We start from the raw sequence: 13,815 nt of genomic DNA on the forward strand, positions 1-13,815 counted from the left end.
CTCAGCCCGGTTCGACCGGACGACAGTACCGGCGGATCAGCTCCTCGTGTCCCGGGAATCGCCTGAGCAGATCCTCGGCCCGACCGAGGGTCATGTCGGTGTAGTCGAACCCGGGCGAGACCGCCTCGCTGATCAGCCCGTGGTCGCCGGCGGTCAGGTGGGAGGCCTTCCAGACACCGCCGGGGACGGCGAGCATGAGGAGCTGTCCCCGGCCCGGGTCCTGGCCGAGGACAGCGGTCTCCAGCCGACCGTCCGGGAAGAGCAGGTGATAGGTGATCGGATCGCCGTGGTGGTGGAAGTGCAGGATGTCGGACTGGTTCAGGTGCCAGTGGCCGATCGGCGACCAGTGGGTCAGCAGGTAGTGGATCGACGTGAGGGTGTAGCGCTCGCCCCCGGCGTACGCACCCGGGCCCGGTGATCGGCCTGGAACGTACGCCGGAAGTACCCGCCCTCGACGTGCGGCTCCAGCCCCAACAACTGGATCCATTGACGCGCCGTCGGCATCGAATCCTCCTGACTCGTTGAATCGTCCCTTGGCGCGCAGTTGCGCGAGCACCGCATCCAGGTCGCGGACCCGAGGTTGAGCTGCTCTGCTGGGCGCGGATCAGCCTCCCGCCGACCCGCCCGTAGCCCGCGTACTGTCCGTGCTCGTTCAGGATCGAAGAGCAGGCGGGCAGCCGCTCGATGACCTTCGTCATCACCGGCGAGTTGTCTTCCAGTCACACCGGCGGACCCCTCTGGCACCCTATCCGGCCCTCCCGGTGTCGGTCGGCGCGCCGCCCAGCACGTCAGCGGCGTGCTCGGCGATCGTCCGGCAGTTCTTCCTGGACGGAAGCTGTTCGGTGCGGCGTCAAGGCGGGACGTCAGGCTGCTGGCCGTGCTCGTCGATTCGAGGCCGAATCGGTCATCCCTGGGCACGGCTTCGGCCTGGCAGTTGCCGCGTGGCGTGCGGTCGCCACTGTCAGTCGGTGCCGGTCCGGCGTGGTGCAGCGGTCCCTCCTTCGGCATCGGAGGACTGCCCCGCCAGATCGGGCCGGTAGGGGCTGTCGAGCAGGTCGAGGAGTTGGGGGTGGATGAGTGCTCCGAGGAGGCGGGGGTGGTCGGTGAGGATGCCGGCTGCGCGCAGGCGGTCCAGGGGCGGCTGCGGGTCGAGCGCGATACGGTCCCGCAGCCAGGCGGCCGAGACCGCTGGTGCGGCGCGGAGTTGGGTGAGGACGGCCACGGCAGCGGGGTCGTCGGCGACCTGTGCGAGGGCGGTGCCGAGCAGCCGGCGGTGGGCTGTGAGGGTGGCGGTCCGGTGCCGGGCGGTCTCGGTCACCGCACGGGCGAACACCGCTCCCCAGGGCACGAGGTCGCCGTCGGCAGCGGCGACCAGGGCGGCATCGTGTTCGATGCGGTGCAATTCGACCCAGGCGTCGAGGTCGAGCAGCAGGCCGGGCAGCAGGCCTGCGGCCACGAGATCGCACTGGCCGAGCAGCCGGGCGGTGCGGCCGTTGGCGTCCGGGAACGGGTGGATCGTCAGCAGCCCCGCCATGGCGAGCGCGGCCGCGTCCAGGGGGTGGGCGGTGGTGCGGGTGCCCCAGTGGTGCCAGCGCTCGACCTGCTCCTGCAACGGTGCGCCCGGTGCGGTCGCGATGGAGAAGACCTGCCCGTCGGCCCAGGTGACGTTGACAGTCATACGACGGAAGCCGCCCGGTGCCGTGATGTTGGGGTCACCCGCGATGAGCAGCCGGTGCAGTTCGGCGAGCGCGTCCGGGGTGAAGCAGGGGCGCCGGCCGGGGTGTTCGAGCAGCTCGGCGCGGACCGATTGAACGGCCAGCAGACCGGCTGTGGTGCGGTTCTCGGCAGCGGCCGCGAGCATGTCGGCCAGCTGCGCGGCTTCGATTCCGGCGATGCGGTTCCGGTGGAGCTTGGGCCGCCAGCGGGGGCGGTGGAAGAGGTCGGGGTCGTCCAGGTGGGTGCCGGCCGCGGCGGTCAGTTCGGCGAGCGCGGCGAGTGCTTCGCGACGAGCGGCGGGCGGGATGGCCACGGCGTCGAGCGGCGGTGCGACGGGAAGGACCCGTCGCACCGCCGTCGCGCTGGAACGGTCGGTCATCAGCAGGAGACGGCCGTCCAGCCACCGGTCGGCACGACGACGTTCGCGTACTCGGTGGTGCCTCCGCCGATGAAGGGCGTCGTCGTGATCTCGTAGGTGAAGGTCTGGTACTCGACGTCCAGCGTCCAGCCCTGCCTCGGGGGGATCGTGACCTTGAGGCCGAGCCGCGTATCGGACTCGGAGTTGAGCTGGTGGCCGACCTGGGCCTGGAGCACGCCCTTCGCCGAGGCCGAGATGTTGTCGCTGGTCGTGTAGTTCACCTTGTACGTGGAGTCCGCGCTCAGTTCCACCGGCAGGTCGCCGTTGTTCTTGCGGCACGGCTGCCGCAGGAAGTGCTTCGCACCGGCCTTGATGGCGATGGCCGACACCGAGCTGCCCCAGGTCCCCCCGCCGTTGCCCGAGTACCAGGTCTCGGTCGGCATCAGCGGGTCTGCGGGATAGACGAAAGGCTGGCCCGGGGCCGTGATGACGACCGACTGGGGGCCCGGCTCGGGCTCGGGCTGGCCCACAACGCCGGAGCTGAGGTCGACGATGGCGTCGCCACCGCCGCCGCCCGCGTCGCCGGTGCCAGTGTCGCCCCAGCCGCCCGGGTCGTAGGGGTCGATGGGGTTGCAGTCGGTCAGGTACTCGCCCCAGCAGTTGCTGTCGGCGGCCGCCTCGTGCGGGGCGACCAGCGCGGGCACGGCGGTGAGCACGGTGGCGCCGAGTGCGGCGGCGACCACGAATTTCTTGAGGTCCATCGTCTTCTTTCGGGAGGAGGGATGTTCGGTGGCGGCCCAGTTGGCCATGGAGGCTGGACAGCAGTTCGGCGCAACAGTCGCAGGGCTGCCAGCTGTGGGTCAGGATGAATTTCGGCAACCGCACCAGCTCATCCGGTCACCTTGCGCGACAGGAGTCACAGGCTGTGCGGAGACCGGCTGTGGCGGCTGCTTCGGGTCGGGCGCCGATCATCAGGCGCGGCACTGACGAAGCCAGTGGCTTGAGGGAGCCGCCGCGGCCGGTACGCCGCCCCACATGAGGGAGCGGGTGATCAGGTGATCACTCTTCGCCGGGGTCTGCGGGTGGCAGGAGTTCGGCGATGATCTCGGCGCCGAGTGCGTAGGCCGGCACGCCGGCCGTGATGAGTGCGGTCTCGGCGACGCCGATGAGGTCGGCGAGGCCGGCGCCGGCGTGGAGGGCGCCCTGGGCGTGGATCCGGGCGGGGTGGGCCCGGCCGAGGGCCAGCAACTGGCCGAAGTGGACGAGCTGTTGGACTCGCCCGCCGAGCGGGCTGTCGGTCAGTACGATGTGGCGCAGTGCCGCGATCGCCTCTTCGGTGGGCAGCCGGCCGAACTCCGTGGCCATGCGCAGCCGCTCCTGCACGCCGCCGGGAACGGTTCCGAGGGTGGAGCGGTAGCGGTCGCGGACGGCCTCCGTACGGGAGGCGAGGTTGTCGTCCGTCATGACGTGACCCGCGCGATCGAGGCGCGGACGGCTTCCTGGGCGCCCGGGGGGAAGTCCACGGCCCCGCCGATCGCCGCGGCGGCGATCTCGGCTTCGGCGCTCTCCTCGATCGCCACCACGAGGTGGGCGGTGGCCGCCGAGTCCGGCCCGAACACCAGGAGGCCGTGGTTGGCGAGCAGGACGGCGGCCGTTGTCGGGCGCTGTTGCAGTACGTCGGCGATGCCACGCACCGACACGTCCGATCCGCGCGGTCCCCAGGGGACGACGGGCACGTCCTCGGCCTGGCCGAAGCGCAGCATCGGCTCCGTGCGGCAGGGCAGCGGCCGGTGGGCCACCGCGAAGGCGGTCGCGGAGGGCGAGTGGGTGTGGATGATCGCGCCCACGTGGGGGCGGGCCTTGTACACGGCGCTGTGCATGGCGATGATCTCGGCGCTGACGGACTGCAGCTCGCCTTCGAGGACCTGTCCGTCGAAGCCGACGGTCGCCAGCTGTTCGGGCCTCAGGCCGCGGACGAACCCCGGGGTCAGCAGGATGCGCTCACCGTCGAGTCTGGCGCTGAGGTTGGCGTGCCCCGAGTGGGACATCACCCCGGCCGCGAAGAGCTTCTCCGCGGCTTCCACCAGCTGGTCGGCCCGCTCTTTCCGTATGTCCCGGTCGCTCATGGCGGTATCTCCAAATGTGCTGCCGGCGGCTCTTGTTCGCCGCTGTCCATGTGCTGACCACTCTTCAGCTTGAACTATGGTTCAAGTCAAATGCCCCGATCGACGAGGAGCAGGAGGAGCGGAACGTGCGCATGACGATCGGCCGACTCGCCGAGATGACCAAGGTGCCCGCCTCGGCCATCCGGTACTGGGAGCGCCACCACCTGCTGCCCGCGCCCGAGCGCGAGGGCGGGCAGCGCCGCTACCCGCCCGAGGCCGTGGAGCGGATCACGGTCCTGCGCACGTACCAGCAGGCCGGGCTGAGCCTCGCCGAGATCCGCGAGTTCCAGCGGGAGCAGCCACGCCGGGAGGCCATGATCCGTGCCAAGATCACCGAGATGCGGCAGCGCATGATCGATCTCGACCACGCCCAGCAGCTCCTGACCCACGCCCTCATGTGCAGCGAAGAGGACATCGTCGGATGCCCGAAGTTCCGGCAGCAGATGGCGGCCTGGCAGACCCCGGATCCGGCACCATGAACTCCGGGGCGGGGACGATGAAATCAACGGCGGCCACGAGGACCAGGTGACCACCCAGCCCGATCGCCGGCCCTGCTCGCCTCGCATCTCCGAAGAGGGCGTGATCACCCGCTTCGTCCCGGTCGACTGCCCCTTTTTGCCGCCCGCGGCGTGTTGGTGGGCCCGCACGATCGTGGAGTCGACCGACACCAGCCAGTCGATGTCCCCGGCCGCGTCCTTCTCCGACTGAACCTGCCGCAGCATGCGCGAGAACGTACGTCCAGCGCCCACCTGCGGAAACGCGTGTACAGGGTCTGCCAGGACCCGTACCGCTCCGGCACGTCGCGCCAAGCCGAACCTGTACGCAGCTTCCACACGATCCCGTTCAGCACCACCCGGTCATGACTGCGCGGCCGGCCCGCGGTCCCCGAACTCGCAGGAACCGCGACAGCACTGCCCACTCGGCATCCGAGAGCTCATGACGACGTATCACGCCCGACATGATCTCTCATCGCTTGATCATCTTTGAAGACGGACCCTAGGACGGCAGCCTCGAGCGAGGTCTTGACCGTGCATGGTCAGCAGCTCTAGCCTCAGTCGATTTCCACGGCACCACTCGGATGTGTATGGAAAGCAGGGGGCCCAGCAGTGAACTCATCTCGATGGCCGGCTCGGTTCGTGCGCAGACGCCGCACCGCGGTCGCGGGGGTCGCCATCAGTGCTGTAGCGGCCCTGGTGGGCACGTGCATTGCGCCGACCGTGGCTTCGGCGAAGTCACCGGCGTCGCCGGTCCGGCCGGTAGTGGCGTTGAGCGACGCCGTGTCCGCGGCGATGACCGCGCGCAAGCAGGGCTCGCGGGTCGAAGTGCTGTCGGCTGCGGCGGCTTCGTCACGGACCTGGGCGAATCCCGACGGCACTCTCACCACGACCCGGACCGCCGAGCCGACCAGAGTGCTTCGGGACACGAAGTGGGTCGATCTTGATCCGACGCTGGTTCGCACCGGCGAGGGTGCCTGGTCCACGACGGCGACGACGGTACCGCTGACGCTGTCTGGTGGCGGCAAGGCCCCGCTGGTGAGGATTGGCTCCGGCGACTCGGCGCTGGCGATGTCCTGGCCTGGCTCGCTGCCCGCGCCGACGGTGTCCGGCGCGACCGCCACCTATCCGAGCGTGCTGCCAGACGTTGACCTGAAGGTCACGGCGAACAAGCAGGGCGGGTTCTCCCAGGTGTTCGTCGTCAGAACCGCCGCAGCAGCGCGCAATCCGCGACTGACTGCACTTCACCTCGACGTCGTTGCCAGCGGGTTGACGGTGGGCGCCGACGCGGCCGGAAACCTGTCCGCGAAGGATGTTTCCGGAAAGGTGCGGTTCCATGCCGTGGCCCCCGGCATGTGGGACGCCGGTCAGGCCGTCGGGTCTTCGACCGCCGTGAGCGGGCACCCCGGTGCGCGGGGAGCCAAACACGCGGCCGTAGGGGTGTCCGTCTCGAAAACAGGGCTCGACCTGGTGCCGGACCAGAAGCTGTTGACTGCGGCGGACACCCGGTTCCCGGTGAGCATCGATCCCTCCTGGCAGCCGGACCTGCAGGACGCCGCCACCACGCACACCCTGAATCTGATGCAGGGCTACGGCAGCTCCTATGATGCGGCGGCTCCGGTCCTGGACGTGGGTAACACCGGCTGGTTCGGGATCGGGCGCGGATTCCTCCAGCTGAACACCGCTCCCTTCGCCGGGGCCCACATCATCAGCGCCTCGCTGACGATGAACGAGTCCACCGCGGCCAGTTCGAGCCCGACGACCGTTCAGGTCTGGGACACCACCGGCTTCACCTCGGCCACCACGTGGTCCAGCCAGCCCACCCAGAACGATCTGGTGTCGGGCACCAGCGTCGCGGCGAGCCCCAATGAGGACGCCCCAGCCTCCAACAACTACGCGACGCACCAGAACTTCAGCCTGGACGTCACCAGAGCGATCGCAGGAGCCGCAGCGGCATCCGCGCCCGCGTGGACGATCGGGCTGACCGCGTCGGACGAGACCAACAGCCAGCTGTGGAAGGAGTTCATCACTCCGGAGCTGACGGTCACCTACAACTCCATCCCGGCCGCACCGGCGAACCGGACGCTGAGTCCGGAGGCCGTGACCCGCGGCCAGTTCTACACCTCCAGCTCCACCCCGGCACTGTCCGCCACGGTCACCGACCCGGACGGCGGCCTGGTGGGAGCCAAATTCGAGGTCTGGTCCGGCTCTTCGCCGACCCCGACCACGAGGGTGGCCTCGGGCAGCGGTGCCGATGTGAGTTCGGGCGTGGCTGCAACGTGGACCACGCCGGCACTGGCCGACGGCACCTACGAGTGGCGGGCGCAGGCCAATGACGGCCTCGACGTCGGCCCGTGGTCGGGCTGGCAGATCTTCACCGTCGACACGACCGGCACGCGCGTGCAAGCCCCGTCCGTCGGCTCCACCACCTTTCCGTCCGGAGCGTGGACGACGGACCCGAACACCGCGGGCAGCATCACCGTCAGCCCGGCCGCACCCGCAAACACTTCGGCCGTGGTGTGGCAGCTCGACGGCAGTAGTGCCACAACCGTCAACACAAGCGGGGCCCCCGTGTCCGTCCCGCTGGCCCCCGGTGCGGGCCTGCACACCTTCACCGCCGCCACGCTGAATTCGGCGGGCGCACCGTCGAACACGGCCACCTACACCTTCGGGATCGGAGCCGCAGGCGTCAGCAGCCCGGCGGACAAGGCGCAGACCGCGACCACGTTCACCCTCGCGGCAACCGCGCCGTCCGGTGCGGCCAACGCCCGCTTCCAGTACCGCACCGGCACCACCGGCTCCTTCGTCGACGTCCCCACGGGTGATGTCCACCCGCTGGGATCGCCGACGGCGTCGGTCAGCTGGCCGGTGAACACCACAGTGGTGACGGGCGGGGTGAGTACGGCTCAGTACACCTGGAACGCGGCGCGTACCCTGCCGCTGGACGGCAGCCTCCAGATCCAGGCCGCCTTCACCGACGCGGCCGGGAAGGCGCTGGCCAGCACACCGGTCACCGTGACGCTCAATCGGCTGTCCGGCGACTACGGAACGACCCAGGTGGGTCCGATCACTGTGGGTCTGCAGACCGGAAACGCCGCCCTGTCCGCCACCGACGTGTCGATTGCGAGCTACCGCAGCGGCCTCGGGGTCACCCGCACCTTCAACTCGATCAATCCTGCTGCGCCGTCGATCTTCGGTCCCGGCTGGGTGTCCGGCCTGCCAGTGCTCGGCACCAGCTCCTCGTGGTCCTCACTGACCGACAATGGCAGCTACGCCCTGCTCACCGCCGCCGACGGAACCACCACGGTGTTTACCGCCGGCACGACCACAGGCGGCGTCACCGCGTACTCCGGCCAGGGCTCGGCCGCGGCCGCGGCCCTGACGCTGACCAAGAACTCCAGCGGCTTCACCCTCGTCGACGCGAACGGCACGCGCACCGTCCTGACCGCGCCCGACGCCAGCCGTCCCAGCCAGTTCGTGCCGGCCACGGTCACCCAGGCCAGCACCGGACGGTCGACCGCCTACACCTACGCAGGCGGCAAGCCGGTGCTGGTCACCGCGCCCGACCCGCTGACCCCGGACCTGGCCGCCACCCAGGCGGCGTGTCCGTACCCGGTGAGCGCCGCGACCTGGAGCGCCGGTTGCCGCGCTCTCCTGCTCGGCTACGACAGCGTCACAGGCAACGTCAACCAGGTCAGCCTGGTGGCGGTGGACGGTGGAACGTTCACCCAGACGCCGGTCGCCGCCTACCGCTACGACGCGAGCGGGCGGCTGACCGGCGAATGGGACCCTCGGGTCAGCCCCAATCTGGTCACCGGCTACACCTACGACAGCCTCGGGCGCATCGCATCGGTCTCCCCGGCGCAGTCTGCCGGCAGCAACGCACTGCAGCCGTGGACCATCACCTACGACACCACCACCGGCGACGCCGACTTCGGCAAGGTCACCGCCGTCACCCGTACCCACTCCACTGGGGCGGCCGCAAAGACAACCATCGTCTACCGGGTGCCGGTCGGCCGCGCCGCCGGCGGCCCGCTCGACATGTCCTCGTCGGCCGTCGCCCAGTGGGGCCAAGCCGACCTCCCGACCTCCGCGGTGGCGGTCTTCCCGGCCACCCACGTCCCGGCCAGCCCGGTCGGCAACAGCGACTGGCACTATGCGCACCTGATGTACTACGACGCCAACGGCCGGCAGACCAACGATGCGACCTACGCGGTCAACAACTCGGCTGCGGGCTGGGACGTTTCCACCACCGAATACGACGCCTACGGAAACGTCGTTCGACAGCTGACGCCGGGCAACCGGGAGACCGCGCTGACGGACCCGAACATGACCGGCCTCGGATCGGTGGCGCTGTCGCGCCAGCTGGACACCGAGAACATCTACTCCTCCGACGGCGCCCAACTCCTTGACACCTACAGCCCGGCCCACTCCGCAATGGCCGCAGGAACCGTCCAGACCGTCCGCACCCACACCCACTCGGTCTACAACGAGGGCGCCCCGGCCGCCGGCGGGCCCTACCACCTGGTAACCACCCAGACCACCAGTGCCAGCCTGGGTACCAACGTGCCGGGCACCTCCGACGTGGATGCCCGCGCCACCAGCAACAGGTACAGCAACGGTACGGACACTTCCGGCTGGGCCCTGGGCACGCCGCTTCAGACAGTGGTGGATCCGGCCGGGGCGGCGATCACCAAGACCGTGGTGTTCAACTCGGATCCGAACCTGTACAACGGGGAGCCGCTGAAGATCGAGGCACGTCAGCCCGCCGGTGCGTCGGGTGGCACCGCCGGCGATACGGTCACCATCTACTACACGGCCGGAGCCAACCCTCTCGACGCGTCCTGCGGCAACCAGCCGAACTGGGCCGATCTGACGTGCAAGACCAAGCCGGCGGCGCAACCGGGCACCGCAGGCATGCCGAACCTGCCTGTGACCCAGTACACGTACAACGTGTTTCTGCAGCCGGTGACCATCACGCTCTCCAACGGCACGGTTACGCGCACCACGACCATCGGGTACGACAACGCCGGGCGGCCGGTCCAAAACAGCATCACGTCCGTCGGAGACAGCAGCGTCGCGGTGCCGCCCACGGTCAGGGTCTACTCTGCGTCGACCGGCGCCGTCACCGACGAGGAGAGTGTCGACACCAACAACGCAGTCATCGTCGACATCAGGACCGGCTATGACGACTTCGGCCAGGTCACCAGCTACACCGACGCCGCCGGAGCGCAGACCACCTACACCTACAACGTCGACGGCACCGTCGCCGGCCGCACCGATCCGCACGAGAGCCTGAGCTACAGCTACGAGGGCACCAGCGGGCGTCTCACCCGGATAAGCGAGTCCGCCGGCGGCGCGAGCATCTACGGCTACTACAACTTCGACGGCCAACTCGACCACCAGCAGTACAGCGGCAACCAGCTGAAGGGGAACGTGACCGTCTCCGGCCAGTACACCTACGACGCGACCGGCACCGCGACCAAGGTGGTCTACCGGGACAGCCACTGGACCACGAGTGTCGCGGACAGCATCGTCCCCAACGCCCAGGGCGACTGGATGAGCCGCAGCGTGCTCAACTCCAGCCAGTCCTACCGCTACGACGCCGCCGACCGGCTCGCTGGCGTGGCCGACACAGTGGCCGGGCAGTGCACCACGCGGGCCTACACGTATGACGCCGATTCCAACCGTCTCACGGCCGGTTCGGCGGCTCCGGCGACAAACGGCTCCTGCCAGACGGCGAACGCGGTCACGCAGACGAATACCTTCGACGCCGCCGACCGGATCACCAACAGCGGCTACGGATACGACCAACTGGGTCGGGTATCGACCACCCCCAGCGCCGACGTCGTCGGCGCCGGCGATCTGACGGCGACCTACTACACCAACGACATGGCGGCCAGCCAGACCCAGAACGGGCGGACGCTGACCATGACGCTGGACCCGCTCGGCAGCCGCGTCCGGGCCCAGAGCGACAGCATCACCGGGGCCACCACCACCGAGCACTACGGCGACTCCTCCGACAGTCCGACCTGGAGCGTGACGGGATCCGGAGCGTGGAGCGAAAGCCTGGTCGGCACTTCGGGTCAGCTCGCCGCCACCGTGACCGGTGACGGAGTCGTCTTCCAGTTGGCCAACCTGCACGGCGACATCATGGCGACCGTCGCTGCGGATGTACCGGCGGCGGCGGACACCGGTCCGACCGGTACGTACCTCTACGCCGAGTTCGGGGCTGTCGAATCGGGGACGCCGGGCGGGTACGGCTGGCTCGGTGCCACCGGACGAGGCACGGCGCTCGGCGGCACGGTCCTCATGGGCGCCCGTGTCTACAACCCGCAGACAGGACGGTTCCTCCAGACCGATCCGGTCTTCCAGGGAAGCGCCAACCCCTACGAGTACGCTGCACAGAACCCCGTCACCAAGTCCGACACGAGTGGCTGCAGTGTCTGCCAGTGGTACCGGATCAACACCCAGTGGACCAATCCGACCAACTGGTTCTACGTCCCCTTGGTGGACGTGCTCTCGTCAGGGCTCCTGGCCACCGGCAGAATCTTCACCGCCGGGTTCTACATCTCGGCCACGATGATGCGCATCCGGTACTTGATCTACACCGACGAGCTGGATTGCGGCGCGCACTACATCCGTGTCAGGGGACAACAGTGGGTGCAGGCCCGGGTCACCTTGGCCTGGGGCGCGAGGTGGACCGTCGGCAACATCACCACGAACTGGGGGAGGAACGGCAACAGCGACTTCGCCATCGCCTCCTACTGGTGGTGGTAGACGAGGGGTGGACAGAACCCCAGCCGCGCCGGTTCCTGGGCATCAGGAACCGGCGGATCGGGCGAAAGGCGGCACCGGACAGCACAACCGGCCTCCGCCGAGACCGTTGACCACGAGGGATCGACCGGCTTGGACGAAGCCGTTGGGTATGTGATCTGCTCGTGGATGAAATTTTCCCGCATGACGTCAGCGTTCCGCTCGCGTTCGACGACGCGTCGGAAGCCACCGCGGTAAGCGGGTCGGCGTCATCAGCCAGTTCCCGCTGCTCGACGTCCAACAGCACATGGATTTCCCGGGATGGCACCTGCTATTCGTCTGGGACCACGAGGGGGACGACGCCCTCCGGGAGGGTGCTGCGGACTACGTGGTCGCCTACCTGGATGAGGTTCGCCGGAACCCACCCGCGGTCGGTCAGTACCGGGTGATTACCGGTGGCGGGCAGCTCCTGGCCACCGGCAGTCGTCAGGACGACCAGTTCCCCCTCGTGCCACCGCCTCGTAGCAGCCAGGGCTGACGGACCGGACGCCACGACGCCTGCGGGGAAGCAATTCGGGTGGCGCAGGAAGCCGGTGTTGTACCGGTACCGGGCGCCGGCCAGGACGGCGCAGCGGGCACAGCTTGGCGGGTTGAGGACGCGGACGTAGCCGGTAGTGGTGCGGTTGGAGGCGATGGCGGCGCCGGTGGCGGAGCGGCCGTCGTCCGCGGTCTCGGTGGCGACGGATCGCAGGAGGGTGGCGAGGGAGCCGGTCATGGCATCTGTGGCGCTCTGGCCGGCGAGCATGCGCCACTTGGCGTCGAGGACGGGCTCATACATCAGCGACAGCAGGGGGCGGCCGTCGGCGGCCCGGCCGGTGAACGCAGCGGTGCCGGCGATGCCGGCCGGGCCGGAGGTGGCTCCGTCGCGGCGAGGACCGCGAAGACGTAGTCCTGGGCCGGGGCGGCGGCCTGTTGCTGGCTGTCGGTGACGAGTTGGGTCAGGGCGGGGCCGAGGGCTGCCCACTCGCGGTCCAGTCCGTACGGGTCCAGGGCCCGCCACAGGCGCTGGGCGCGGCGGACGGTGCGCTGCTGCTGGAGGTAGTGGCTGGTACCGAGTTCGGTGGCAGTGGGCACTTGTGACCACCTCCTCGATGCGGGCTGACCGATCGCGCGTGCTGGGTATGCGGTTTCGGTGACATGACCTGACGGGTGATGCCGGCTGCGGGCCGGTCCGGCTACGGCGCGGACCGCGGGGTGTGGCAGCGCGAGAACGATCTGAGGGGTGGGCTGGTGAAAGAGCTGATTCTGTTAGTCGTGGGGTTCCTGCTAACCACGGTGCTGGGTGGACTGCTTGGATTCTTCTTCAGCAACGCACCTGGGCTCACCAGCACCGTGTTCAGATCCAGGACCATGACCGGGACCGGGCCGTGCTGGTATTCGAGGAGATCAGCAGGTTGCTGGACAAGCGCCTCTACCGGCTTCGGCTCCTCTACTGGAGCCTCGCGGAGGACACCGACACGCGGTCCGAACGGTCCGAGTCCCGTATGCAGGACTACCGGCAAGTGCTGTACGAGTGGAACGACAGCATCAACCGGAACCTTGCCCTCATCGAGCAGTACTTCGGTATCGACATCCGAGATCGCCTCGACTACAGGGTCGGGACGACCTTCGTTGCACTGGGCCGGGCCGTCGAGGCCATGTGGAGACTATTCGACAGCCCCACCGCGGCAAACGGCGGTCAGATTGACGATGCGCTGCTGGCCGAGCTCGAATCGCAGATCTACCACTACAACCTGGACATGCTGCGGGCCATCCAGGATGGAAGAGTCGGCCGGTCGGCCGGACGTGGGTAGCGGCCCTCCAGTGGCCTACGCGGCGGCCGGCTGCCGGGTTTCGGGCGCGGGGGCGGCGGGGTCCGGCTGCGGGTCTGTGCTGGGCGGGGGCCTGGGGCCGTAGCCGGCGGCGAGGTCGCCGCCGATGGCGCGGTCGAGGGCGTCGTGCTGGATGCGGCGCATGCGGGCGCGCTGCACGGCCGAGTAGCCGAGGTCCTCCCAGGTCTGCTCGGTGGGCAGCAGGCCGAGTGGAGCTTCACGACGGCGTCGGCCTTCTGCGGGTAGGTCGGTGTCGCGGGGTCGCGCCGCACGGTCTCGAGGCTGCGGGCCTGCTTCGGTACCTCGCCGTCGCGAACCAGCAGGGCCAGACGCATCACCCGCTCCCACGGGCCGCCGAAGGCCCGCTGGCGGCAGTCCGGCGAGGGAGGCAACCATGCGGGCAAGCAGGTTGATCGACTCGCCTCCTGTCCCGTCCGGACACGGCATCGGCTCTT

Annotated in this window: 10 protein-coding genes and 2 pseudogenes; 3 read left to right on the forward strand and 9 right to left on the reverse strand. The window is 69.3% G+C overall.

Annotated elements, in window-relative coordinates; genetic code table 11:
* Position 1: 1 nt before the first annotated feature.
* The 5 genes and pseudogenes from FHR36_RS40375 to FHR36_RS24945 all read right to left on the reverse strand — a co-directional run bounded on the left by FHR36_RS40375 (position 2) and on the right by FHR36_RS24945 (position 4,200).
* Positions 2–1,008 (reverse strand): annotated as a pseudogene (locus FHR36_RS40375) (cupin domain-containing protein).
* Positions 962–2,095 carry a Fic family protein gene (locus tag FHR36_RS24930; protein ID WP_253800403.1) on the reverse strand — a complete coding sequence of 378 codons (1,134 nt, stop codon included), beginning with the start codon at positions 2,093–2,095 and terminating at the stop codon, positions 962–964. Before FHR36_RS24930 ends, FHR36_RS40375 begins: the two are co-directional and overlap by 47 nt.
* On the reverse strand, positions 2,095–2,835 hold the full coding sequence (locus FHR36_RS24935; protein WP_253800404.1) for a DUF6426 family protein: 741 nt from the start codon (positions 2,833–2,835) through the stop codon (positions 2,095–2,097). The genes FHR36_RS24930 and FHR36_RS24935 overlap by 1 nt, the downstream gene beginning before the upstream one ends.
* Positions 2,836–3,133: 298 nt before the next feature.
* Positions 3,134–3,538, reverse strand: coding sequence for a carboxymuconolactone decarboxylase family protein (locus FHR36_RS24940; protein ID WP_253800405.1), 405 nt, complete (start codon positions 3,536–3,538; stop codon positions 3,134–3,136).
* Positions 3,535–4,200, reverse strand: a complete 666-nt coding sequence (locus FHR36_RS24945) for a class II aldolase/adducin family protein (protein ID WP_253800406.1) — start codon at positions 4,198–4,200, stop codon at positions 3,535–3,537. The genes FHR36_RS24940 and FHR36_RS24945 overlap by 4 nt, the downstream gene beginning before the upstream one ends.
* Positions 4,201–4,331: 131 nt before the next feature.
* On the opposite strand from FHR36_RS24945, the gene FHR36_RS24950 reads away from it, so the two are divergent.
* Positions 4,332–4,718 (forward strand): MerR family transcriptional regulator, encoded by a 387-nt coding sequence (locus FHR36_RS24950; RefSeq protein ID WP_253800732.1) that lies wholly within the window; start codon positions 4,332–4,334, stop codon positions 4,716–4,718.
* A 126-nt stretch (positions 4,719–4,844) separates the two neighbouring features.
* Here FHR36_RS24950 and FHR36_RS24955 read toward each other — a convergent pair.
* Positions 4,845–5,199 (reverse strand): annotated as a pseudogene (locus tag FHR36_RS24955) (IS5 family transposase); the annotation flags it as partial.
* A 305-nt stretch (positions 5,200–5,504) separates the two neighbouring features.
* On the opposite strand from FHR36_RS24955, the gene FHR36_RS24960 reads away from it, so the two are divergent.
* Positions 5,505–11,513 carry an RHS repeat-associated core domain-containing protein gene (locus FHR36_RS24960; protein WP_253800407.1) on the forward strand — a complete coding sequence of 2,003 codons (6,009 nt, stop codon included), beginning with the start codon at positions 5,505–5,507 and terminating at the stop codon, positions 11,511–11,513.
* A 307-nt stretch (positions 11,514–11,820) separates the two neighbouring features.
* On the opposite strand, the gene FHR36_RS24965 is transcribed toward FHR36_RS24960, so the two are convergent.
* Together FHR36_RS24965 and FHR36_RS24970 are read right to left on the reverse strand one after the other, a co-directional pair.
* The gene (locus FHR36_RS24965) at positions 11,821–12,327 is read right to left on the reverse strand and encodes a Hint domain-containing protein (protein ID WP_253800761.1); all 507 of its coding nucleotides are present in this window, start codon (positions 12,325–12,327) and stop codon (positions 11,821–11,823) included.
* Complete coding sequence (locus tag FHR36_RS24970; protein ID WP_253800764.1) at positions 12,327–12,623, reverse strand: hypothetical protein; 297 nt, start codon at positions 12,621–12,623, stop codon at positions 12,327–12,329. Before FHR36_RS24970 ends, FHR36_RS24965 begins: the two co-directional genes overlap by 1 nt.
* 293 nt (positions 12,624–12,916) lie before the next feature.
* Here FHR36_RS24970 and FHR36_RS24975 point away from each other — a divergent pair, with 293 nt between their 5' ends.
* Entirely contained in the window at positions 12,917–13,342 is a 426-nt protein-coding gene (locus FHR36_RS24975) for a hypothetical protein (protein ID WP_253800408.1), read from the forward strand.
* A 15-nt stretch (positions 13,343–13,357) separates the two neighbouring features.
* On the opposite strand, the gene FHR36_RS24980 is transcribed toward FHR36_RS24975, so the two are convergent.
* Complete coding sequence (locus FHR36_RS24980) at positions 13,358–13,504, reverse strand: hypothetical protein (protein WP_253800409.1); 147 nt, start codon at positions 13,502–13,504, stop codon at positions 13,358–13,360.
* Between the last annotated feature and the right edge of the window lie 311 nt (positions 13,505–13,815).

Source organism: Kitasatospora cinereorecta (genome assembly GCF_024172095.1).
GTDB classification, from domain to species: Bacteria; Actinomycetota; Actinomycetes; order Streptomycetales; family Streptomycetaceae; genus Kitasatospora; species Kitasatospora cinereorecta.

Coding starts and splice junctions, on each gene's coding strand:
- FHR36_RS24930 (WP_253800403.1), bottom strand. CDS start 2,095: ATGACCGACCGTTCCAGCGCGACGGCGGTGCGACGGGTCCTTCCCGTC.
- FHR36_RS24935 (WP_253800404.1), bottom strand. CDS start 2,835: ATGGACCTCAAGAAATTCGTGGTCGCCGCCGCACTCGGCGCCACCGTG.
- FHR36_RS24940 (WP_253800405.1), bottom strand. CDS start 3,538: ATGACGGACGACAACCTCGCCTCCCGTACGGAGGCCGTCCGCGACCGC.
- FHR36_RS24945 (WP_253800406.1), bottom strand. CDS start 4,200: ATGAGCGACCGGGACATACGGAAAGAGCGGGCCGACCAGCTGGTGGAA.
- FHR36_RS24950 (WP_253800732.1), top strand. CDS start 4,332: ATGACGATCGGCCGACTCGCCGAGATGACCAAGGTGCCCGCCTCGGCC.
- FHR36_RS24965 (WP_253800761.1), bottom strand. CDS start 12,327: ATGTATGAGCCCGTCCTCGACGCCAAGTGGCGCATGCTCGCCGGCCAG.
- FHR36_RS24980 (WP_253800409.1), bottom strand. CDS start 13,504: ATGCGCCGCATCCAGCACGACGCCCTCGACCGCGCCATCGGCGGCGAC.